The 22,555-nt window shown below is 68.4% G+C and carries 20 protein-coding genes and 1 tRNA gene; 15 read left to right on the top strand and 6 right to left on the bottom strand.

Going from position 1 to position 22,555, the window contains the following annotated elements; translation table 11 throughout:
- Positions 1–71 precede the first annotated feature (71 nt).
- From ACOOHF_RS08280 to ACOOHF_RS08265, 4 genes are read left to right on the top strand one after another with little or no spacing between them, the layout of a single operon-like run.
- Entirely contained in the window at positions 72–2,027 is a 1,956-nt protein-coding gene (locus ACOOHF_RS08280) for a PQQ-binding-like beta-propeller repeat protein (protein WP_420464145.1), read from the top strand.
- Positions 2,024–3,238, top strand: a complete 1,215-nt coding sequence (locus ACOOHF_RS08275; protein ID WP_420464348.1) for an aminomethyltransferase family protein — start codon at positions 2,024–2,026, stop codon at positions 3,236–3,238. The genes ACOOHF_RS08280 and ACOOHF_RS08275 overlap by 4 nt, the downstream gene beginning before the upstream one ends.
- Positions 3,235–4,833, top strand: a complete 1,599-nt coding sequence (locus tag ACOOHF_RS08270) for a phytoene desaturase family protein (protein ID WP_420464144.1) — start codon at positions 3,235–3,237, stop codon at positions 4,831–4,833. Before ACOOHF_RS08275 ends, ACOOHF_RS08270 begins: the two co-directional genes overlap by 4 nt.
- On the top strand, positions 4,830–6,452 hold the full coding sequence (locus ACOOHF_RS08265) for a phytoene desaturase family protein (RefSeq protein WP_420464143.1): 1,623 nt from the start codon (positions 4,830–4,832) through the stop codon (positions 6,450–6,452). The genes ACOOHF_RS08270 and ACOOHF_RS08265 overlap by 4 nt, the downstream gene beginning before the upstream one ends.
- Here the strand turns inward: ACOOHF_RS08265 and ACOOHF_RS08260 are convergent.
- Together ACOOHF_RS08260 and ACOOHF_RS08255 are read right to left on the bottom strand one after the other, a co-directional pair.
- Positions 6,418–6,582 (bottom strand): hypothetical protein, encoded by a 165-nt coding sequence (locus tag ACOOHF_RS08260; RefSeq protein WP_420464142.1) that lies wholly within the window; start codon positions 6,580–6,582, stop codon positions 6,418–6,420. The two genes, ACOOHF_RS08265 and ACOOHF_RS08260, sit on opposite strands and share 35 nt — an antisense overlap.
- Positions 6,583–6,587: 5 nt before the next feature.
- Positions 6,588–7,568 carry a malate dehydrogenase gene (locus ACOOHF_RS08255; protein WP_420464141.1) on the bottom strand — a complete coding sequence of 327 codons (981 nt, stop codon included), beginning with the start codon at positions 7,566–7,568 and terminating at the stop codon, positions 6,588–6,590.
- Between the two features lie 177 nt (positions 7,569–7,745).
- On the opposite strand from ACOOHF_RS08255, the gene ACOOHF_RS08250 reads away from it, so the two are divergent.
- The 6 genes from ACOOHF_RS08250 (at position 7,746) to ACOOHF_RS08225 (ending at position 14,246) form a co-directional block, all read left to right on the top strand.
- Entirely contained in the window at positions 7,746–8,276 is a 531-nt protein-coding gene (locus ACOOHF_RS08250) for a hypothetical protein (protein WP_420464140.1), read from the top strand.
- A gap of 6 nt (positions 8,277–8,282) precedes the next feature.
- Positions 8,283–9,767 carry a sodium:solute symporter family transporter gene (locus tag ACOOHF_RS08245; RefSeq protein WP_420464139.1) on the top strand — a complete coding sequence of 495 codons (1,485 nt, stop codon included), beginning with the start codon at positions 8,283–8,285 and terminating at the stop codon, positions 9,765–9,767.
- A 149-nt stretch (positions 9,768–9,916) separates the two neighbouring features.
- Positions 9,917–11,110: a Fic family protein gene (locus tag ACOOHF_RS08240; protein WP_420464138.1), complete on the top strand. Its 1,194-nt coding sequence runs from the start codon at positions 9,917–9,919 to the stop codon at positions 11,108–11,110.
- An 88-nt stretch (positions 11,111–11,198) separates the two neighbouring features.
- A complete protein-coding gene (locus ACOOHF_RS08235) occupies positions 11,199–12,107 on the top strand; it encodes an ABC transporter ATP-binding protein (protein WP_420464137.1) in 909 nt (302 codons plus the stop codon).
- Complete coding sequence (locus ACOOHF_RS08230) at positions 12,107–12,790, top strand: ABC transporter permease (RefSeq protein ID WP_420464136.1); 684 nt, start codon at positions 12,107–12,109, stop codon at positions 12,788–12,790. Before ACOOHF_RS08235 ends, ACOOHF_RS08230 begins: the two co-directional genes overlap by 1 nt.
- Positions 12,791–13,088: 298 nt before the next feature.
- Positions 13,089–14,246 (top strand): ATP-binding protein, encoded by a 1,158-nt coding sequence (locus tag ACOOHF_RS08225; protein ID WP_420464135.1) that lies wholly within the window; start codon positions 13,089–13,091, stop codon positions 14,244–14,246.
- Positions 14,247–14,256: 10 nt separating this feature from the next.
- Here the strand turns inward: ACOOHF_RS08225 and ACOOHF_RS08220 are convergent, their stop codons facing one another.
- Positions 14,257–15,720, bottom strand: a complete 1,464-nt coding sequence (locus tag ACOOHF_RS08220; RefSeq protein ID WP_420464134.1) for an amidohydrolase family protein — start codon at positions 15,718–15,720, stop codon at positions 14,257–14,259.
- 109 nt (positions 15,721–15,829) lie between these two features.
- Here ACOOHF_RS08220 and ACOOHF_RS08215 point away from each other — a divergent pair, with 109 nt between their 5' ends.
- Positions 15,830–17,152, top strand: a complete 1,323-nt coding sequence (locus ACOOHF_RS08215) for an amidohydrolase family protein (protein WP_420464133.1) — start codon at positions 15,830–15,832, stop codon at positions 17,150–17,152.
- Between the two features lie 79 nt (positions 17,153–17,231).
- Positions 17,232–18,221 (top strand): aspartyl protease family protein, encoded by a 990-nt coding sequence (locus ACOOHF_RS08210; protein ID WP_420464132.1) that lies wholly within the window; start codon positions 17,232–17,234, stop codon positions 18,219–18,221.
- A gap of 26 nt (positions 18,222–18,247) precedes the next feature.
- On the opposite strand, the gene ACOOHF_RS08205 is transcribed toward ACOOHF_RS08210, so the two are convergent.
- Both ACOOHF_RS08205 and ACOOHF_RS08200 read right to left on the bottom strand, forming a co-directional pair.
- Complete coding sequence (locus tag ACOOHF_RS08205) at positions 18,248–19,390, bottom strand: hypothetical protein (protein WP_420464131.1); 1,143 nt, start codon at positions 19,388–19,390, stop codon at positions 18,248–18,250.
- 11 nt (positions 19,391–19,401) lie between these two features.
- On the bottom strand, positions 19,402–21,156 hold the full coding sequence (locus tag ACOOHF_RS08200) for a uracil-xanthine permease family protein (RefSeq protein WP_420464130.1): 1,755 nt from the start codon (positions 21,154–21,156) through the stop codon (positions 19,402–19,404).
- Positions 21,157–21,324: 168 nt separating this feature from the next.
- Between ACOOHF_RS08200 and ACOOHF_RS08195 the strand changes: the two genes are divergently transcribed.
- The gene (locus ACOOHF_RS08195; RefSeq protein WP_420464129.1) at positions 21,325–21,603 is read left to right on the top strand and encodes a type II toxin-antitoxin system prevent-host-death family antitoxin; all 279 of its coding nucleotides are present in this window, start codon (positions 21,325–21,327) and stop codon (positions 21,601–21,603) included.
- Complete coding sequence (locus ACOOHF_RS08190; protein WP_420464128.1) at positions 21,600–22,019, top strand: PIN domain-containing protein; 420 nt, start codon at positions 21,600–21,602, stop codon at positions 22,017–22,019. Before ACOOHF_RS08195 ends, ACOOHF_RS08190 begins: the two co-directional genes overlap by 4 nt.
- Positions 22,020–22,037: 18 nt before the next feature.
- Here ACOOHF_RS08190 and ACOOHF_RS08185 read toward each other — a convergent pair.
- Positions 22,038–22,110: transfer RNA gene (locus ACOOHF_RS08185), tRNA-Gly, on the bottom strand.
- 77 nt (positions 22,111–22,187) lie between these two features.
- Between ACOOHF_RS08185 and ACOOHF_RS08180 the strand changes: the two genes are divergently transcribed.
- The gene (locus ACOOHF_RS08180; RefSeq protein WP_419934517.1) at positions 22,188–22,544 is read left to right on the top strand and encodes a cupin domain-containing protein; all 357 of its coding nucleotides are present in this window, start codon (positions 22,188–22,190) and stop codon (positions 22,542–22,544) included.
- The last annotated feature ends 11 nt before the right edge of the window (positions 22,545–22,555 follow it).

Raw genomic sequence — 22,555 nt, 5'->3', positions numbered from 1 at the left:
GGTGGCCGGGAGGGATGTCGCGGGGGATCCGTACAGCGGAATCCGTACACGAGTCTCGCGGAGTGAAACGCATGAACCGAAGGAAGAGACATGCCGGCTTGCTGACCGGTCTCGCGCTGCTGGGCGCAGGGCTGCCGGCGGCTCCGGGATCCGCCGCGGCCCAGGCCGGGACGGCGGACGGGGAATGGCGCTACTGGGCTGGGGACGCGGGGTCCACGCGATACGCCCCGCTCGATCAGATCGATGCCTCGAACGTGGGCGACCTCGACATCGCGTGGCGCTGGCAGGCGCGGAACTTCGGCGGCACGCCCGAGGCCTACTACCGGGTGACGCCGCTGTACGCGAACGGGACGCTCTACGCGACGGCGGGCTTCCGGCGCGCGGCGGTGGCGATCGATCCGGAGACGGGCGAGACGCTGTGGATGTACCGGCTCGACGAGGGGGAGCGCGGCCGCAACGCTCCCCGCGGCAACTCCGGCCGCGGCGTCGGCTACTGGACCGACGGGGTCGAGAAGCGCGTGCTGCTCATCACCCCCGCCTACCACATGGTCTCGCTGGACGCGGATACGGGTCTCCCCGACCCCGACTTCGGAGAGGACGGGATCGTCGACCTCAAGCTGGGTCTCGGGCGGGAGGTCGATCTCGTGAACGACCGCATCGGGTCGAGTTCGCCGCCCGTGGTGGTCGGGGATGTGATCGTTGTCGGGGCTGCGCTTCCGCAGGGAGGAAGGCCTCCGACCAAGGAGATGCCGCCGGGCCACGTGCGCGGGTTCGACGCGCGGACGGGCGAACAGTTGTGGATGTTCCACACCATCCCGCAGCCGGGCGACCCGGGGCACGAGACGTGGGAGGACGGGTCCTGGGACTACACGGGCAACGCCGCGGTCTGGACGCCGTTCACCGCGGACCTCGAACTGGGCTACGTCTACCTGCCGGTGGAGGCGGGGACCGGCGACTACTACGGAGGACATCGTCCGGGCGACAACCTCTATTCGCAGAGTCTCGTGTGCGTGGACGCGAGCACCGGCGAGGTCCTGTGGTATTACCAGACCGTGCATCACGGGATCTGGGACTTCGACCCGCCGGCCGCGCCGATCCTGATGGACATCACGGTGGACGGGCGAGACATCGCGGCAGTGGCGCAGGTGACGAAGCAATCCTTCACCTACGTGTTCGACCGCGTGACGGGCGAGCCGGTGTGGCCGATCGAGGAGCGCCCGGTACCGGCGGGTGACGTGCCGGGCGAGTGGTACGCGCCGACCCAGCCCTTCCCGACGCTGCCGGTGCCGTTCGACATGCAGGGCGCGACGGAGGACGACCTCATCGATCTCACGCCGGAACTCAAGGCGGAGGCGCTGGAGATCGCGAAGAACCTCACGCTGGGCGAACTCTTTACGCCGCCCACGGTGCTCGTGGAGGGCGGCAATCAGGGCACCCTGATCACGCCGGGCAGTCTCGGCGGCGCGAACTGGCCGGGGGCCGCGTACGACCCGGAGACGCAGCGACTATTCGTGGGGTCGGCCACACGGCCCTCGGTGATCGGCCTCGTGAACGACCCCGAACGCTCGAACATGCGGTACATCGCCGGCCAGCCGCGCGGCGTCGGCGGGCCGCGCGGGCTGCCGCTCATCAAGCCGCCGTGGGGCCGGATCACGGCGCTCGACATGAACACGGGCCGGAAGGTGTGGACGATCGCGAACGACCACACGCCGTCGTTTGTCGAAGAGCATCCGGCGCTCGAGGGGGTCGAGATCCCGAGGACGGGGCGGCCGAGCCGGGCCGGACTCCTCGCGACGCGCACGCTTCTGTTCGCGGGGACGGGCGGAGGGACGATGTCGGCGGACCTCACCGGGCTCCTGCGGGCGCACGACAAGGCGACGGGCGAGATCCTGGCCGAGATCGAACTTCCGTCTCACCAGACCGGCGTGCCGATGACGTACATGCACGACGGGGTACAGTACATCGTGACGGCGGTAGGGGGACGGGGCGTGCCCGGGGAACTGGTCGCGCTGCGGCTCCCGGACTGAGAGTCTCCGCGTCGGGGGTCCTGCGCGGGACCCCCTTCCACGAACGGACCGGTCCCCTCTGTCAGACCGCGAATTGGCGACGCTGGGCCGGTCACATCGCCGCGGGTTCGTACGAGCCCACGCACGAGCACGAATACCAGGCCATCCGCTCGGCGGCCGCGCTCATCGACGTCTCGCCGCTCTACAAGTACCGGCTCTCGGGCCCGGGGGCGGAAGCGCTCGCGAACCGCGTCGTGACGCGGGATGTCGCGCGTCAGGCGGTGGGGCAGGTGTACTACACTCCGTGGTGCGACGGGGTGGGCAAGGTCCGGGACGACGGGACGCTTCAGCGGTTCGGTGAGACCGATTTCCGGCTCACCTCGGCCGAGCCGACGCTCAAGTGGCTGCACGAGAACGCGCGGGGGCTCGATGTCGAACTCGAGGAGGAGACGGAGCGGGTGGGGGCGCTCGCGCTCCAGGGGCCGCTGTCGCGGGATCTGCTCCAGCGGATCACGGACGCGGACGTGGCGGGACTTCGCTATTTCCGCGTCATGACGGCGCGGGTCGCCGGGATACGCGCGGAGATCTCGCGCACCGGGTACACGGGCGACCTCGGGTACGAGATCTGGGTGGATGCCGAGGACGCGATCGCGCTCTGGGACGCGCTCACTGCGGCGGGGGAACCGTTCGGCCTCGCTCCGGCGGGCCTGTTGGCGCTCGACATGGCGCGCCTCGAGGCCGGTCTGCTGCTCGTCAACGTCGACTACGTACCCGCGCAGCGCGCGATCATCGAGGACCAGAAGTCGTCGCCGTACGAACTCGGGCTGGGCTGGGCCGTGGCGCTGGAGGCGTCGAACTTCGTGGGCCGGGCGGCCCTCCGCGCCGAACGGGCCTACTCCCCCGCATGGCGCTTTCGCGGGATCACGCTCGACTGGGAGTCGCTCGAGGACGCGTACGCGGAGGTGCGCCTGCCGCCCCAGTTGCCGGGGATGACGCTCCGGGAAAGCGTTCCGCTCTACGCCGGCGGGCGCCAGGTCGGGTACGCCACGAGCCGGGGCTGGTCGCCGACCCTCAAGACCTATCTGGGACTCGCGCACTTGCGCGCGGACTTCGCCGACATCGGGACCCAACTCCAGATCGAGGTGACGGTCGAGCACCAGCGACGCAGAGCGCGGGCCACGGTGGCGCGGACCCCGTTCTTCGACCCCGACCGGAAGCGGGCGAACCCGTGACGGCCGCCAACAGGTACGACGCGATCGTCGTCGGGGGCGGACACAACGGGCTCATCAACGCGGCCTATCTCGCCCGGGCCGGGCTGCGCGTCGTGGTGCTCGAGCGCCGGCACCTGGTCGGCGGAGCCGCGGTGACGGAGGAGATCTACCCCGGGTTCAAGTACTCGGTCGCTTCCTACGTCGTAAGCCTGCTCCGGCCCGAGATCATCCGCGACCTCCAGCTGGCACGGCACGGACTCGAGATCCTTCCGCTCGAGAGCACGGTCACGCCGCTCCCCGACGGGGACTACCTGGGGCGCTGGGCGGACCACGACCAGACGCGACGCGAACTGTACCGGCATTCTCCGCGAGACGCCGAGTCGTACGACGACTTCGCGACGCTCATGTACCAGCTCGCCTGGGCGGTGAAGCCCCTTCTGCGGATGGTCCCCCCCAACCCGCTATCGCCCGGACCGCGCGACCTGCGGACGCTGCTCGCCCTGGGCCGGCATGTGCGCGGCCTCGGCGAGCAGCAGTTCCACGCCCTCGTCAAGCTGGGGACGATGAGCGCGGCCGACTACCTGGACGAGTGGTTCGAGTCGGACCCGCTCAAGGCGACGATGTCGGCGAGCGGGATCATCGGTACCTTCCTCGGGCCGCGGTCGCCGGGAACGGCGTACGTCCTCCTCCATCACTACATGGGGGAAATCGATGGCGTGTTCCGGGCGTGGGGGTTCGCGAGGGGCGGGAACGGGATGGTGAGCGAGTCGATCGCGTCGGCGGCGAGATCCCACGGAGCCGAGATCCGGACCCGCGCGACGGTGGACCGCGTGCTCACGACGAACGGGCGGGCTACGGGGGTCGTCCTCGAGGACGGCGAGGAGTTGCGGGCGAAGACCGTCGTGTCGGGCGTCGACCCGAAGCGGACCTTCCTCGGGCTGCTCGATCCGGACGATCTGCCCGGCGACCTCGTGGAGGCGATCCGGCGGTTCCGGATCCGCGGCTCTTCCGGCAAGGTCAACCTCTCTCTGGCGGAGCGGCCGGAGTTCGCCTGTCTGCCGGGCGACGGACCACACCTTCGGGGCGCCTTCTCGATCAGCCCGAGCGTCGACTACCTCGAGCGCGCTTTCGACGACGCCAAGTACGGCGGGTTCTCGCAACGGCCCTACATGGACATCGTGATCCCGTCGATGATCGATCCGGGCATGGCGCCGCCGGGGCGGCACGTGATGTCCATCTTCGTCCAGTACGCCGCGTTCGATATCGCAGGCGGCTGGGACGACGCGAAGCGGGAGGCGTTCGGGGACGCCGTCGTGGACACGCTGTCGGAATACGTGCCGAACCTGAGGGAGTCCATCCTCCACCGGCAGGTGCTCACGCCGCTGGACATGCAGGAGCAACTGGGCCTCACCGAAGGGAACATCTTCCACGGCGAGCTGACGCCGCAGCAGCTCTTCTTCTTCCGTCCTTCTCCCGCGTGGGCCGACTATCGGACGCCCGTACGCGGCTTCTACCAGTGCGGCTCAGGCACCCATCCGGGCGGCGGGGTGTGCGGCGCGTCGGGACGGCTCGCCGCAATCGAGATCCTGCGGGACCTGCGGCGGAGGCGTCGGTGAGCGGCTACGACGCCGCCGTCATCGGAGCCGGGCACAACGGGCTCGTGGCCGCCGCGTACCTGGCGCGGGCCGGTCTGCGCGTGGTCGTCGTCGAGCGACACGAGGCCGCGGGAGGCTGCGCCGCCACGGAGGAAGTGTGGCCCGGATACCGCGTCGACACCGGGGCGCACAGCCTGACCGCGTTCGACCCGGGCGTCGCGGCGGACCTGGGCCTCGCGGGCGCCGGGCTGGAGATCATGTCCCCGGACCCGTGCGTCGTGTCGGCACAGCCGGAGGGCGGGGCGCTCCTCCTGGAGCGGGATCCGGTCCGCACGGCCGAACGGGTTCGGCGCTTCTCGGCGCGCGACGCGGGGCGCTGGCCCGATTTCCTGGAGGCCATGTCGCGGGCGAGCCGGGTGCTGGCCCTGCTGTACCGGACCCTGCCGCCCCGGCTGGCGGGGACGGAGCGCGGGAACCCGTGGGAACTTCTCCGCCTCGCGGCACGACTGGGCCGCGTGGGTCGGCCCGATGCCCTGGAACTCATGCGCCTCATCCCGATGACGGTCGAGGAGCTGCTCTACGAGTGGTTCGAGAGCGAGGCGCTGAAGGGAGCGCTCGCCGTGGACGGCGTCCGGGGGATCTGCCAGGGGCCCCTGGCCTCGGGCACCGGGTACATGTTCCTGCACCACGGAGTGGGCGCGGACGGCGTCGTTCGGCGTCGGCGGCAGGTGCGCGGCGGGATGGGCGCGCTGGGAGACGCCCTGCAGCGGGCCGCGGCGGCGGCGGGCGCGAGGATTCGCCTCGGCCACGAGGTGGCCTCGGTCCGCGTGGAGGACGGGCACGCGACGGGCATCGTGCTCGCCGGGGGCGAGGAGATCGCGGCCTCGTGCGTCGTGTCGAGCGCCGACCCGGGCCGGACCCTGCTCGGCCTCGTCGACCCCGGCGAACTGGCGCCCGAGTTCGCCCGCGCACTCGAGAACATCAAGTATCGGGGGGTCATCGCGAAGGTGCACCTCGCCCTGGGCGAGCCCCCGCGCCTGCGCACCGGCGACGACGCGGCCCGGGCCGCCATGCTTGCCGGCGCGGCGATCACGATCGCCCCGAGTATCGAGTACATCGAGCGGGCGTACGACGATGCGAAGTACGGGCAACCCTCGGAACACCCCGTCCTCGACGCCGTCCTCACGACCGCGCTCGATCCGTCGCTGGCGCCGGAAGGCCGTCACCTCCTGTCCGTCTCGGCCCAGTACGCGCCCTTCCGGCTGGCCGAGGGCTCGTGGGATGACGCGCGGCGCGGGGCGCTGGGAGACGCGGTGGTCGCGACGCTGGCCGCGTACGCGCCCAATCTGGAGGGCGCGATCGTGCACCGGCACATGCTCACGCCCGCCGATCTCGCCGACCGCTTCGCGCTCCCGGAGGGGAATATCCACCACGGCGAGATGACGCTGGACCAGGTCTTCTTCGGACGTCCGCTTGGCGGCTGGGCGCGCTACCGCACGCCGGTCGAGGGCCTCTACCTGTGCGGGGCCGGTACCCATCCGGGTGGCGGGCTCAACGGGCGCCCGGGCGCCGCAGCCGCGGCGCGGATTCTTCGGGACAGAAAGGCTACTCCAGGAAGATCTGGCAGTCGCCGGAAGTGACGCCTCCGAAGTCCGGTGGATCACCCCATTCCCAGCCCTTCTTCCACCCCAACCGCTCGAACCACGCGAAGCTCTCCTGGATGTCCGAGACGTTCAGGATCGGTGTCAGACCCCTGGCTACCCACTCCATGGCCGTTACCCGAGGAGCGCCGCGACCGCTGCGCGCTCCTCCCGCAACTCGTCGTCGGTGACGCTCATCCGCTCGCGGCTGAAGTCGCTGATCTCGAGACCCTCGACGACGTAGTAGTCGCCGCCCGCACAGGTCACCGGGTGTGAGTAGACCACGCCGCCGGCCACGCCGTAGCGGCCGTCCGCGTGGACGGCCATGCTCGTCCAGTCGCCCTCGGGCGTGCCTTGCACCCAGGTCCTCATGTGACCGATCGCCGCGGAAGCCGCCGAGGCGGCCGAGGAGGCGCCGCGCGCCTGGATGACCTCGGCGCCGCGCTTCTGCACCCTCGGGATGAAGGCGTCGCGATACCAGTCGGCGTCCACGAGGTCCTCCGCCGGAGCGCCATCCACCGTGCAGTGGCTGATGTCGGGGTACTGGGTGGCCGAGTGGTTCCCCCAGATCGTCATGCGCCGGATCCCGGTCGAGTGCGCCCCCGTCTTCTCGGCCAGTTGGCTGATCGCCCGGTTATGGTCGAGCCTGGTCATGGCGGTGAACTGGCGGCGGTCGAGCCGCGGAGCGTTGGCCGCGGTGATGAGGCAGTTCGTGTTCGCCGGATTCCCGACCACGAGGACGCGCACGTCGCGCGAGGCGTGGTCGCTGAGCGCCCGCCCCTGCGGACCGAAGATCCTCCCGTTGTCGGCCAGCAGATCGCCCCGCTCCATCCCCGGGCCCCGCGGCTTGGCGCCCACGAGCAGGGCATGGTCGGCACCATCGAACCCCTCGTTCGCATCCGCCGTGCCCACGATCCCGTGCAGGAGCGGGAACGCGCAGTCGGCAAGCTCCATCTCGACCCCCCGCAGCGCGTCGAGCGCGGGCGGGATCTCCAGGAGTTGAAGGATGACGGGCCGGTCCGGCCCGAGCATGTCGCCCGCCGCGATCCTGAAGGCGAGCGCGTATCCGATATTGCCTGCGGCCCCCGTGATCGCGACCCGCGCTGGTGCAGTCATGTCGTCTCCGCACGTTGCAGTAAGCGTTCTTCCCCGCTGCTTCCCGATCGGGGAGCGCCAAACTCACAGCACCGACGCTTCAAGTCCAGCGCGGAGCGGTCTCGCGCCGCGGCTCACGGCGTGGCAACTTCGGCGCTTCCCGAACCAAGGGGGATCCGGATCCGCGACGCAGCTCACATGAACCGCCTGATGGCGCTGCTCCTCGCGCTTTGCTCCGTCCTGCTCGGCCTGCTTCTGATCGCGGTCGTGACCGGGGCCGGCCGGAACGTACCGCTCCCCCACCCCGAGTTCGGCCCCATGCAGGTGGGGATCGACGCGGGCGAACTGGGCGCCCCCGTTTGGGCGGCATACGTCGCCGGCATCGTCATGCTCGGCACCATGTGGGTCGCGATGCTGATCGGGTTCCGGGCGGGACACTGGATCCACCGGGCGGTGTCCGCGTGGACGGTGGGCTACATCCTCGTCTTCGTCATCCTCATGTGGAGTTTCGGCGCCTACGTCGCGGGGGACACTACGATCGTCCTGGGGTTCACCGCGCCGACATCCCTGCTGGTGTACGGGCTCTCGCTTGCGCCGTGGATTCCGCTTCTCGCGATCACCTGGAAGTTCGAGGACGCCTACTTCGGCCCCGAGGAGCAGGCCCGCTTCGACGAGATCGTCGCGGAGACGGGGGGTCAATCTCATCCCTCCCGCGACGGTGAGGACTAGCGGCCGGTGGAGGCGAATCGCGCCCTGATCACGCTGCTCGCGGTGATCGCATACCTGGCGATCTGCGTCGCTGTCGGACTCTGGTCGTTTCGACGCACAAAGTCGACGAGCGATTTCTTCGTGGCGGGGCGCCGGCTGGGGACCTTCGTCACCGCCTTCGCGATCTTCTCGAGCACCATGAGCGGGTTCGGGTTCGTGGGCGGCCCTGGGCTCATGTACTCGATGGGGACGAGTTCAATCTGGATTCTCGGTACGATCGTCATCTCCAACATCATCGTGCTCAACCTGGTGGCGAAGCGTATTCGAATGGTGGCGGAGCTTCGTGAATGCGTATCGCTGCCGGACGTGGCCGCGGCCCGCTATGGCGCACAGTCGGTGCGCGCCTCCGTGGCCATCGTGATCCTGCTCGGCGTGCTGGGCTACCTCGCGACGCAGATCCTGGCCATGTCGATCGTGCTGCAGGGCGTGTTGGCGGACGCGGGAGTACTGGAGAACCCGAGTCTGGCCCTCTGCGTCGCGATTTCCTGCTCCGTCCTCATCTTCTACTCGGTCACCGGGGGCATCGTGGCCTCGGTCTATACCGACGTGATCCAGGGCGCGATCATGATCGTCGCCTCCGTCCTCGTCTTCATCACGGTGCTGGGGACGTTCGAAGGCGGGATGGCCGAGATCAGCCGGATCGTGGCGGCGGACGACCGGGCGGCGGGCGGCCCCTGGGGAACGATCGGCATCATGGGCGCGCTCGCCTGGTTCTTCGTGTTCGGCATCGGCGTGGCCGGACAGCCGCACATCATTACCAAGTTCATGATGCTCCGGCGCGTGAAGGAAATGCGCTTCGTGATACCACTCGGCGTCCTCGCCTACAGCGTCGCGGCGCTGCTGTGGATCGGGATCGGCTTCGCGATGCGCGCGCTGGTGATTACCGGGGGCCACCCGGCGCTCGCGACCCCGGATGCCGCCTCGCCGGAGTTCCTGCAGACCTTCACGCACCCCCTTCTCGCCGGCGTCGTCTTCGCCGCGCTGCTCGCCGCCATCATGTCCACCGCGGACGCGTTCCTGAACATCGGCGCCGCCGCCGTCATGCACGACCTCCCCATCGCGATCCGGGGGCGCTCACTCGGGAACGAACTCGCCTGGGCCCGCATCATCACCGCGCTGCTCGCGCTCGCGGCCGCTGTTGTCGCGCTCTACTCAGGCGACCTCGTGGCCCTGCTCGGCGCCTTCGGCTGGGGGACGTTCGCGGCGGGTCTCGTCCCGGTCATCGCGATCGGACTGAACTGGAAGCGGGCCAACGCCCTCGCGGCGAACGTCGCCATCGCGAGCAGTCTGTTCGTCAACTTCGGACTCCGGTTGGGCGGGATCCGTCTCCCGTACGGGGTCGACCACGGCGCCGGGGCGCTTCTGGTTTCACTCGTCCTCTTCCTCTCCATCTCCTTCCTCACGAAGGCCGAGCCTATCCCTCGGGACATCGAACGGGTCATGGACCTCTGATTAATGAGTCCTGATCCTCCCAGCGAGGAACGGTAAGACTCGCCGAATCGATCGTTTGCGAACGATCCGCGGCGAGACGCATATTTAGGACATATCGATGGACAAATCTTGGTACATAATATCAGTGGCGTCGGCACGTGGACATGATGATGGATGAACGCGCGTACGAGCGGAGTCACCCGTGGATCCGTTTCCGCCCGGGCCTCGCGAGGGCCACGCCGCAGCTGTGGTCCCTGCTCGGCCAGGCGGCGGCTCGCTGCGAGCAGGTCGCCCGGGCCGTCCTGCCCCCTGCCGCTGCGACCGAGATGCACAAGCTCTATCTGATCAAGGGTGCCCGGGCCACCACGGCGATCGAGGGTAACACCCTGAGCGAAGCGCAGGTTCGGGACAGACTCGAGGGACAACTCGAACTTCCGATATCACAGGAGTACCTGGGTCGGGAAGTCGACAACATCCTGGGAGCCTGCGAAGACATTTTCGGGCAGGTCATAGCCGGCGACCCAATACGCATTACTCCGGACTGGATTCGCGAGGCCAACCGCCTCGTCCTCGCGGGATTGGAGGAGCACCTGGAGGAAGGAGTCGTCCCGGGGGAGGTGCCCACGTTCTCCGTCGGGGTTGCAAGATACTCGGGAGCTCCGCGGGAGGACTGCCGGTTTCTGCTCGAACGGCTGTGCGAATGGCTGGAGGAAGACGCGGCCTGGCCGGACCTCGAGGAACATCTGGGCAGTGCGGTCGCCGTGGCGCTCCTGCGTGCGATCCTCGCACACCTGTACATCGCCTGGATCCATCCCTTCGGCGATGGGAACGGCCGTACGGCACGGTTCACGGAGTTCCTCATCCTGGCGCGCGCCGGCGTGCCCTCTCCCGCCACCCATCTCCTCAGCAACCACTACAATCTCACGCGCGCGGACTACTACCGGCAGTTGGACCGTTCGAGTCGCGCCAACGGCGGCCGTGGGGATGCACTCGGGTTCATCGCCTATTCGCTTCGCGGTTTTCTGGACGGCCTCGAAGAACAGTGCACGTACGTGGAAGGGGTGCAGTCATGGCTGGCATGGGAACACTACGTCTATTGGAGGTTCCGGCTCCATCCCCGTTCACCTGCCATGAATCGGCGCCGGGAAGTGGTCCTCGTTCTGGGCCGGCACGCGGAGGCGGCGAGGAAGCGCGACATCCCTGATCTCGCTCCCGTCCTCGCACGTCTTTACTCCACAAAGACCACCAAGACCCTCACCCGGGATCTCAACTGGCTGCTGGCAAACGACCTGCTCGAGAAGGAGGGCGACAGCTACAGCGCGCCTGTCCGCATGATGCAGCAGTTCCTGCCCGTCCGAGCGTAGCAGCGAACTTCGAAACCTCCGGGTGCCCGCCACGTAGACCCTGTCGGGCCGGGGGATCAAGTTTCAAGGGGTTCACGGGGGATTTCTGATGTCCGAAGCCGGCGTCGCGCGCCTCTCCGGCGTGACCCATCGATACGGAACGGTTCTCGCTCTGGACGGAGTGGACCTCGAGGTGCGCCCGGGCGAGGTGCTTGCGGTGCTGGGACCGAACGGGGCGGGAAAGACCACCGCAATCAGCCTTCTGCTCGGGAGCCTGCCGGTGCAGGCCGGGCGGGCGACGGTGTTCGGGCGGAGCCCCGGCGCGCGGGAGGTTCGGTCGCGGCGAGGCGCCATGCTCCAGATCTCCGGCGTGCCGAATACGCTCAGCGTGGGCGAACACCTCGACCTCTTCCGCGCCTACTACCCCACCCCTCTCCCCGCATCGCGCCTGCTCGCCATGGCCGGGCTCGAAGAAGTGGAGAGACGGAGGTTCGGCAAGCTGTCCGGCGGGCAGAAGCAGCGCCTCATGTTCGCCCTGGCACTGTGCGGCGACCCCGAACTGGTGTTCCTGGATGAACCGACCGCGGGCCTGGACGTCGAAGCGCGCCGGGGACTGTGGGAGGAAATCCGCCGGCTCGGCGAGGCCGGACGAACGGCCGTACTCACGACGCACTACCTCGAGGAAGCGGACGCCCTCGCGGACCGGATCGTCGTCCTTCACCGCGGTCGCGTGATCGCGGAGGGGACCCCGGCGTCGATCAGGGCGCGCACGGCGGCTCGCCTGGTGCGTGGCGTCACGCGCGTCGGCCCCGAGCGGGCGGCCCTGCTGCCGGGCGTCGTGCGGGTCGAGATGAGGGGACGGCATCTGGAGGTCCTGACCTCGCGCCCCGAGGCACTGGTCCGGGAACTCCTCAACCTCGACCCCGACCTGGGCGACTTGACCGTGACCGGCGCCGGCCTCGAGGAGGCGTTCCTCGCCCTGACCCGGGAACCCCGGCCGGCGGGGGCCGACGGATGATGCGTTGGCGGATCTGGCTGCTGGAGGCTCGGTATCAGTTCCTGGGCGTGCTCCGGGAGCCGATGTTTGCGATCCCGACGCTTCTCTTCCCCCTCATGTTCTACCTGTTCTTCGGCGTCGTCATGAGCGGAGGCGGTGCCTCCGCCGCCACGCCCACCTACCTGCTGGCGACCTACGGCGTGTTCGGGGTCATGGGACCCGCCATGTTCGGCTTCGGCGCCGGACTCGCCCTCGAGCGCGAGTCCGGCGTCCTCATCCTCAAGCGCACGACGCCCATGCCCGTGTCGGCCTACTTCTTCGCCAAGGTGTCGACGGCGATCGCGTTCGGGGCGGTCGTCGTCATCGGGATCTTCCTCGTGGGCGCCCACGGGGCCGGCGTGGCGTTGTACCGATGGCAATGGTTCGCGCTGGCCGGGGTCCTGCTCGCGGGCGTGATTCCATACTGCGCCCTGGGTCTGGCGATCGGGGCGTGGTCGACCGGGCGAGCGGGCGTGGCGATCACGAACCTCGTCTTCCTGCCCATGGCCATGCTGTCGGGCCTCTGGATACCGATCACCATGCTTCCGGAGCCATGGAACGGCAACTCCAGTGCGTGCTGCCGTCGGGAGGCTCGGTCTCGAGCGGATTCCATCCTACAGAAGATCCAGAGACTATGTACGGCTATCTCTGGGACGCGACGCTAGCTGTGCGTAACAAGGACGTTGGTGAACCGTCGTGGCGGTGGTTTACTGGAAGTCCCTGTGAAGCCTTATGCCAATTCAAAATCAGATTTTCAATTGGCATAGGCCGACACAGGGGCACCGACACGCCCATGACTACTCAAGATCTCGCGCCGTTGCTCTGGCGGGCGGCGGCGACCATGCCCGTTGTGACACCCACGGGGCAGAGGCAAAGCCTCGCAACGTTTCAGCCGCGACCCTCTCGCGTACTTTCGTGAAAATCGGTGATTGAACGGCGGATTATCAAGTATTATTGTATGACATGTTCATCGAACGACCGATACCGACACGTCGCATCCGGGAAGAATTCTCGGTGCACCCCTGCGTCGCGCTCACCGGTCCGCGCCAATGTGGAAAATCGACCCTGGCTGGTCGGATCGCGGCCGACGACGCTGCGAGTACGTATTTCGATCTCGAGGCTGCGGTCGACCGTCGCCGTCTGACCACGCCCGAACAGACGCTCTCCTCCCTCCAGGGACTGATCGTCATCGACGAGATTCAGCGCGCACCGTCCCTGTTCGAGACGGTTCGGGTGCTTGTGGACCGGCCCGAGAGTCGCGCGCAGTTCCTGCTACTCGGCAGCGCTTCTCCCCGGATGGTCAAGGGTGTCTCGGAATCGCTCGCGGGCCGCGTCGGGCTCGTCGATCTGGGAGGATTCCATCTTGGAGAAGTGGATGCAGCGGGGTGGCGGAAGCTCTGGACGCGTGGCGGCTTCCCGCGTTCCTACCTGGCCCGCGACGACCGTCGGTCGATCCTGTGGCGGCGGAGCTTCATACGCACCTTCCTCGAACGGGACATCCCGCAGTTCGGGATCACGATTCCGGCCGAACGACTGAGGCGATTCTGGACCATGATCGCCCATTGCCACGGACAGATGTGGAACGGAGCGGAGTTTGCCCGCGCCCTGGGCACCAGCGAAGGCACGGCGCGCAGGTATCTCGACATCCTCACAGGCGCCTTCATGGTGCGTGCGCTCCCGCCGTGGTTCGAGAACCTGAAGAAGCGGCAGGTGAAGGCGCCGAAAGTGTATTTGCGCGACACCGGACTCCTGCACGAGTTGCTCGGACTGTCCGGCGAGAGGGAACTCACGGGTCACCACAAGGTGGGCGCGTCCTTCGAAGGGTTCGCAGTGGAACAACTGCTCGCCGGTCTCGCGACGCGGGACGCGTATTTCTGGGCGACGCACGGGGGGGCCGAACTGGACCTGCTCGTCTTCCGTGAGGGGAAGAGGTACGGCTTCGAGTGCAAGTTCGCGGATGCGCCCGGCACCACGCGGTCCATGCGCGTCGCGCTGGAAGATCTCGGCCTCGCGCACCTGTGGATCGTCTATCCGGGAGAGGCAGCTTACGCGCTCGACGACCGGATCTCGGTCCTCCCGGTCTCACAGGCCGGCGATCTGGCGGCCACGCTCGCGCGATGACGCCCGGAAATCAGCGGACGCCGACCTGGCCGGCGACGGCGGCGGTCAGCTTGTCGGGGTCGTAGCCGAGACCGTCCTTGAAGACGAGGCGCACGTTGCGGATGTCCGAGGGCCTGAGTTCGATGTCGCCCTCGATCACGATGAGGTCGGCGAGTTTCCCCGGGACGACCGTCCCCAGTTCGTCAGCGAGACCCAGCACGCTCGCCCCGTTCGCACTCACGATCCGGACGGCGGTCGCCGGCTCGAACCCCGCCTCCACGAGGATCTCGAAGTTGCGCTGGTCGCCGTAGCCGGGCAGCGCGCCCCAGGCCGGATCGACGCCGGCCGCCAGCACCCCGCCCGCCTCCACGAAGGCGCGCTCGAACTCGAGCATGTTCTCGAACAGGTCGATCATCCACGGCAGTTCCGTGGTCCGGAAGATCGTCCGGCGCTCCATCTCCGCCTCCACGACGTGGTCGGGGAGCGCCTCGAGGTCGCGGTCCGTGAGGTCCGGCACGAGGGGCGTGGCCTGTTCGGCGACGGCGAGCGTCGAGGTCATGGCGACGCCCGCGCCGACCATGTCGCCGATCGTCTCCGCCACCCGGGGGTCTTCCATGTCCAGTTCCGCCACGCTTCGCTGGTAGTTCGGGCTGCACCGATCCGCTTCGCGGGTCGTGTCGTACTCGGAGTTGGCCCACAGACCGTGCTCCAGGTTGTCGATCCCCATCGCGGTGGCTTCGCGGAAGCCCACCGAGCACAGGTGCGCCGTCACCTTCATCCCCTGCTTGTGCGCCTCGTCGATGATCGTGCCGAGCGCCTCGCGGGTGATCTGCGTGTAGGCCTTGATCCACTCGGCCCCCTCCGCGGCCCAGTAGCGCACGTATCGCCTGGCCGCCTCCTCGTCCCGGATCGCGTACATCCCCAGATCCCGAAGCCGCTCGTCGGGGCCCGGACTGATGACGTACGGGGCGGTGATGAGAATCCGGGGACCCGGCGTCTCGCCCCGCTCGATGGCGCCCTTGAGCGAAATATCCTGGTACGGGGAGATGCTCCCGGTCGTCCGCACGGTGGTGACCCCGGCCCCGAGATAGAGTCGTGGTCCCGAGTATTGCATCTGCGACGTCCGCGGCGTGGACTGGTAGTAGAACATGTGGTTGTGGAGGCCGACCATGCCGGGCATGACCGAGTGGCCCGCGAGGTCAAGGCGCTCGGCGCCGGACGGGATGTCGACTTCGCCCGAGGCGCCGACGCTCTCGATCCGATTCCCGCGGATGACGATCGTCTGCCCCGCATGTGCGGGACCGCCGGTGCCGTCGAAGAGGAGCACGTTCTCGAGCGCCACGACCGGAGCCGAGACGCTCAGGTAGGACCGGACCTCGTCCGATAGCGCGTCGCGCTCCTGTGCGGCGGCGTCCCCTCCTCCGAAGCAGAGGATCGCTGCCACCGCGAGGATCCACGCTCCTTCGCGTACTCCCTTGCGCACTTCCCTGCCCATCGCGCCCTCCTTGTGTCGAACCGGGATCTTTCTCAGCGTAGATCCGGGCGTCGGGGCCGGAAAGACCCGCGCCGAACAGGAAACCGCCCCGGATCAGAGGAGTCTCGCCGTGCGTGCTGCCAGGGTTTCGTTCGTTCTTTGCTGGATGTCGGCCGGACTCGCTCCCCTCGCGGCCCAGGATCGTTGGCTCGCGATCGAGGGGGGGACGGTCTTTGATGGTACGGGGGCCCTCCACGAGAACGCGACGGTACTCGTGCGGGGCGACCGCATCGAGCGGATCGGGCCCGCGGGGCAGGTCGAGATCCCCGCCGGAGCCGAGCGTATCGACGCCACGGGCAAGTTCCTCACGCCGGGATTCATCGACCTCCACTTCCACTACTCTCCCGGCCCGCACGCCTCGATCGACGGGACGGGGACCGACGCGAATCCTGAGCTTCCGCTTTTCTTCCTGGCCAACGGCGTCACGACCCAACGCGAGATGGGGCAGTGGATTTCGGACAACGAGGACTGGCTCGCCTCCGTGCGCGCGCAGGGGCTCCCGGCGCCGCGCCTCCTTTATTCCGGCCCCATTCTCGACGGGCGGGATACGGCCTATCCCACCATCTCCCGGGTTCTCCTCGATGACATGGACGCGCGGCTGGCCGCCAACGAACTCATGGACGCGGGGGCGACATCGCTGAAGGTGTATTTCCGGCTCTCGGTCTCGCAGGTCGCGGCCATCATCGAGGAAGCGGACCGCCGCAACGTGCCCGTCCACGGCCACCTCGAGATCGTCGACCCCACGGCGGCGATCCGGCTGGGGCTGGACGGGATCGAACACACGAGGTCGGTGGGGCGGGCGCTCGTCCCGCCCAAGCAGGCGGAGGAGTTCCGGCAGGCGGTGCTGCGCGAGAGCATCCACCGCGGCGAGGGCGGCCTGGCGCTGTGGGCGGCGCTGGATCCCGCCGGACCGCGCGCCGACGCGCTCATCGAACTCATGCTCGGGCGCAACGTGAATCTCGACGGCACGCTGGCCGTGTTCGAACCGGAGTTCAGCGAGGAGGGCCGCGAGGTGCAGTGGGCCGCGATGCGCAACATGGCCGCCTTCACGGTGCGCTACGCACACGCTGGAGGGCCCGTCACCATGGGATCGCACGGCCTCGTCGCGAACGCTCCGCCCGGACTCGCGTACCAGCGCGAGATGGAGACCCACGTGGAGGCCGGCATGACGCCGGCGGAGACGCTGATCGCCGCGACCCGGGCGGGCGCCGAGGCGCTCCGCCTCACGGATCGGGGCACGCTGACGCACGGCAAGCTGGCCGACATCGTCCTGTTCGACGCCAGTCCACTCGAGGACATTGCCAACGCGCGCCGCGTCCACGCCGTGATCCTCGGCGGGCAGCTCCTCGACCGCGGCCGTCTGCTCGCCACCGCCGAGGGCTTCGTTCCCTGACCTGACCTGATCCGACCCGAGGCCGGGGATTGTTACATGACAACGGGCACCGTTTCTGCCAATCTGGCGTGTCACATAGATGCAACGACTGGCTGCGGCCGTGACCTCGCCGATGTCGGCGGCGATGTCGGCGGCGTTCGCGCAGCATCGGGGCGCACCGGAGGGGGCCGTCGCTACCACGGCGGACGAAGCGCTCGTCGCCACCATCCCGCTCGGGTTTCAGAACGGCTGGTTCACGATCGAGGGAAAGTCCTCCCGCGGTCCCCTGCGGCTCGTCTTCGACACGGGCGCGAACCAGCACGGACTCACCCACGCGGTGGCGCGTCACCTCGACCTGCCGCGCGTCGGGTTGACCCGCCTGCACGGCGGGAGCGGCAGCGAGTCGGCGTGGCTGGTGCGCGGACCCGACATCCACTTCGGGAACGCGAGCGCCCGGCGCGGCCACCGAATCATCGTGGACGACGACTTCGTCACCGACGCGGCCGGGGTCCGCTATGACGGCGTCATCGGCACCCACCTCTTCGAGCGCTACGACGTCCGCATCGACGGCCCGGGGAGAGAGATCCGCCTCTACGAGCCGGGGCGGGCCGTCGCCGGGGAGGATCTGGGACCGCCGATCTCCATGGACGATCTCGGACGCTCGCTCGTCCATTTCACGGTCCGGGTCAACGGACGGGAGATGGAGGCGATCCTGGACACGGGCGCCCCGTACACCGTCCTCAACACGGCTGCGGCGCTGCTGGCCGGGGTCGAACTCACGGGCGACCCCTTCCACCTCCTGCCTCGCGGCATCGGGTCCGCGACGATCGCCGCGGCGCCCGTACGGCTGGCCTCGCTCGATCTCGGTACGACCCGCTTCGCCGAAGTCGACGCCCTGGTCGCCGAACTCGCCATGTTCGAGGCCCTCGGCCTCTCCGAGCGCCCTCTACTCATCCTCGGGGCGCCGATCGTGGAGGCTTGCGAGATCCTGATCTCTCGGGCGCGCGGGTCGGTCTCGGTCTGCGAGGTGCCCGGCCAGATCGAGCAACCTCTTCCCCTCATAGCGACCCACCAGGTCTCGAGCCGCTAGCCTCGGCGATGGTCGGCCAGGCTGGCCTACGCCCCCGTTCGGCCGACGGAGTACACGACGAAGCTCTGAATGCCCAACTCGTCGGTCTCCAGAGCGACGACCCGGCCGTCCGCCGTGAACGTCGCCGGCCACGGGGCCGCCTCCGGTAGCGTGCCCTGATACAGACCATCCGGGTCGAACACATCCGTGACGAAGCGATCCGGCTCGGATAGCGGAGCCGCGTGCCGCCGGACCCAGATCCACCCATCGCCATCGACCCTGATGGCCGACACCACCTGTCGCTGCTCCTCGAACCCTCGCGTTTCCAGTTCTTCCACCGGGTCGAGCTGGCAGGGTGCACTCCCGACGAGGCCCACCGTCGATCCCTCGCCGATCCTCCTCAGCGCATCCTCTCTGCTCACGGCGACCGCCTCGATGGGTCGCTCCAGGAGTCGGCTGCTCGTCCCCCCCTCGAAGATCTGGATCACGTACTCCGGCTGATTGTTCACCGCGACCACATCACTCATCGCATCCCAGACAAGGGCCGGATCGAACAGCGGCGAAACCGAAATCGACAGGATTCCGCACTCCGGCACGGCAAGATCGCCCCGGGCACGCTTCACCAGCGTCGCGAGGGCCAGCGTGTCTCCCTGGCCGCGGACCAGGAGAACCTGATCACTTACGGTGGGCCCGTCCGATCGATAGCCCACTTCCCGCATGATCACCGTCCCCCCCTCGACCAGCCTCTGCCGATTCCTCAACTCGAAGATCGCGTCGACAGGTTCCTGCCCGAGGAATTCCCCCCCAGAGTCGAAGACCTTGTAGCTGGACGATGGACCGTCGAGCACGCGAATCGTGTCATTCCGGGGCCCGAGAATCGCGACCGGATAGCCGAACGCAGCGGGTCCCTCTCCCTGCGAACCGAATTCGCCGACAAGAGTCCCGTTCGGATCGAATGTGAGGACGCGATAATTCCCCTTGTCCAGTACAACGAAGCTGCCCTCCGGACCGAGCGTGATCGAATGCTCGTCCACGCCGTAAAGCGCGTCCGGACCCGAGGTCGACCCGAGCCGCAGCGTCGGCGTGAAGGTCCAGTTCAGAGGTGAATCCGCAGTGGCGTCGGGCACCTCGCACGCGTTCAGCGAGAGCAGCGCCAGCACAGCGACGCACGCACGCGACGCAGTCGGCATCTTGCGGACGGCTATCCTCCCCGCGTGGGACCTTCGATGTGCAGGGTCACGATGTCGGCGTCGTGGTATTTCTGGTGCCTCACGGATGTGGCCAGGTGCCGGAGAATCCGGAGCGAGAGTTCGTGTTCCCGCGGCTCCGCCGTACCGTGGCTGGCCAGCACCGCGATCTGGTCCTGGATGTTCCCCTCGCCACCCGCGGCGATGAACTCCAGCTCCGCACCTTGCCCCCACTTCCTGGCGAGAAGGCGCAGGCGCCGGTCCCCGCTGTCCTCGTCCTGTTTGGCCTGCTCGAGCAGGAGGAGGAGCGTCTCCTCCGCGGCCTGCAGCAGCCGGTCGCTCATCTCCATGGGCCACTTGCGGCGGATCGAGAATTTGTCGAGGAAGTTCCGGATGTTGGGAAGGGCTTCCACGTTCAGCGTCGTCTCGACGCGCAACGGCCGTGACCCCGTCAGTTCGAGCAGGGCCGTGAGGAGGATCGCCACCAGCCCTCCGGCCGTCATCCCGTTCTCCAGCAGCGGGGCGAGACGGGGACCGAGGTTCTCGGTGAAGAAAGCCCCTTCCTGGAATCCGACCCCGGCCCAGAACGACACGCCGACGATCGCGGCCTTCCGATAGTCGATGCCGTCCTGCACCACGACCCGCATCCCGATGACGAACAGGATCGCGATGAGGACGAGGCCGTAGGCGGCGAGCACGGGATCGGGGATGGCGAGCACGACCGCGGCGACCTTCGGCAGGAACGCGAGCACGCAGAAGATGACCCCGATGCAGACTCCCACGCGACGGGCCGCGACGCCGGTGATCTCGGCGAGGGAGATGCTGGTCGAGTAGGTCGTGTTGGGGACGGTACCGAGGAGCCCGGAGAGGAGATTCCCCAGGCCATCGGCGGCGACCGCCCCCTGCACCGCTCCGAAGTCCGTCGCCCGCTTCTCGCGCCACGAGACGCGCTGAATCGCAACGGCATCCCCCACGGTCTCGATCGCACCCACCAGCGTGACGAACACGAACGTCGGGAGCAGCGCCCAGAAGGCGGGGCCGAAGGAGAAGTCGAAGCCCGGCCACCCGCCGCTCGGGAGTCCGACCCAGGGCGCGTCCGCGATGCGCCCGAAGTCGTAGATCCCGAACGCGATCCCCGCCGCGCACCCGACGACGATGCCGATCACCGGCCCCCACAGCCGCATCATGCCGCCGGCCCGCAGCACGATGAGGATAGTGGCGAGGATCGTGACGCCGGCCGTCACCGGCGCGGCCGAGGGGCTCGCGCCTTCGGGCACCTGGCGCAGAAGGTCGAACAGGAGGGGCATGATCGTCACCGCGATCAGCATGATCACGGTGCCCGCGACCACGGGCGTGATGATCCGCCTCAGGAGCGCAAGCTTCCACGAGAGCCCGAACTGGAAGAGCGATGAGGCGATGACGAGCGTCGCGAGGAGGCCGGGGCCGCCCTCGACGAGCGCGGTCACGGAAGCGGCGATGAACGCGCCCGATGTGCCCATGAGGAGGACGTATCCCGCCCCGACGCGTCCGATGCGCCGGGCCTGGACGGCTGTCGTCACCCCGCTCACGAGCAGCACCGCGAAACTCGCCCAGGCGAGGTAGGATTCGGCGCCGCCCGCCGCCCGCACCACGATCGCCACCGTGATGACGATGGCGGCGATGGTGATGACGACGTACTGAAGTGCGAGTCCGATGGCGATCCGGTAGGGCGGCGTTTCGTCGGGCTGATACCGGATCGCCTGCCGGGTGTCGCCTGCTCCTGCTGCCATCGGTCACATCCGTCGCTGGGGGAACGGCGGTTCCGAACGCACGAGCCGAAGCTCAGCCGGATGTTGACCGCCCGCAAGACGGCGGCTTACGGTTGGCTTGAGCTGCGAACTGATCCATATTGAACTAGTATATGTTGGACTAATACCACCACGGTAGGAGGCATGCCGGTGGACACTCCCGGGTTCGCCCGCACATGGACGGTCGCCGAGGCGAAGGCTCGCCTTTCCGAAATTCTGCGGCTCGCCGATGAACAGGGACCGCAGCGCATCGGGGTGCGAAGGGCCTTCGTCGTCGTGTCCGAACGCATGTGGCGTGAGAAGGCTCCCGGCCGCGAGCCCCTCGGTCGATGGCTGGTCGACAACGTGCCTCGCGGACTGAACCTCGATATCCCCCGGGAGCGAGGGTCGCGGCGAGAGATCCCCTTCGCTTCGGACGACGGCGAGTGAATGGCGTCCTACTGGACACCAACGTGATCTCGGAGCTGACGAGGCCGACTCCCGCCCCGCCGGTGGTCGCGTTCCTCGCCGCACGAGACGACCTCTGGTTGTCGACTCTCGTGTTGCACGAACTGGAATTCGGCCTGCTCGTCCTGCCCCACGGAAGGCGGCGAGACACGTTACGAAACGTGTTGTCGGAGTTCATTCAGCGATACGAAGATCGCATTCTTTCCGTGGGCACCGAGGCAGCCGCCTGGGCCGCGCGCTTTCGTGCGGAGGCTCGTCGGAAGGGACGTGCGCTCGACCTGGGGGATGCGCTCATCGCGGGAACGGCCAAGGCGCACGACCTGTCGGTGGCGACGAGGAATGTGACGGACTTCGGGGGACTCGATCTCGTCGTCGCGACCCCGTGGGATTTCCTCTGACGGATTGGTAGAGGAAAAAGCGGGCGACCGGGGTCGAACCGGCGACCTTCAGCTTGGAAGGCTGACGCTCTGCCAACTGAGCTACGCCCGCGAGGCCATCGAATCTGGCGACGGGCCCGGCACGGGGGCAAGTTTCCGCACCGAAACGCAGAATCGAGGAGGATCGTTGTGAGCGTTCGAAACGTCTCGGAGTTCGGTCTCATGCCCGTCGCCGCCGGGTCGGGGACCGAAACGCAAGTTCTCATCGGGCCGGACCAGGGGCCGAACTTCGCGCTGCGGCGCTTCGTCATGCAGCCGGGCGGCGGGATGCCGCGGCACACCAACGCCGTGGAACACGAGCAGTACGTCCTGCGCGGGCGGGCGCGGGTGTCGATCGGGGACGAGGTGCACGACGTGAAATCGGGGGACGTCGTCTACATCCCGGCCGGCACGCCCCACTCGTACGACGCGGTGGGGGACGAGCCGTTCGAGTTCCTGTGCGCGGTGCCGAATGCGCCCGACCGGATCGAGATCGTCGACTGCTGAGCCGCGGGCGG

This window comes from Candidatus Palauibacter sp., assembly GCF_965216145.1.
Taxonomy (GTDB): domain Bacteria; phylum Gemmatimonadota; class Gemmatimonadetes; order Palauibacterales; family Palauibacteraceae; genus Palauibacter.
The sequence above is the reverse complement of the archived record's forward strand: the minus strand, read 5'-3'. Positions and strand labels throughout refer to the sequence as shown.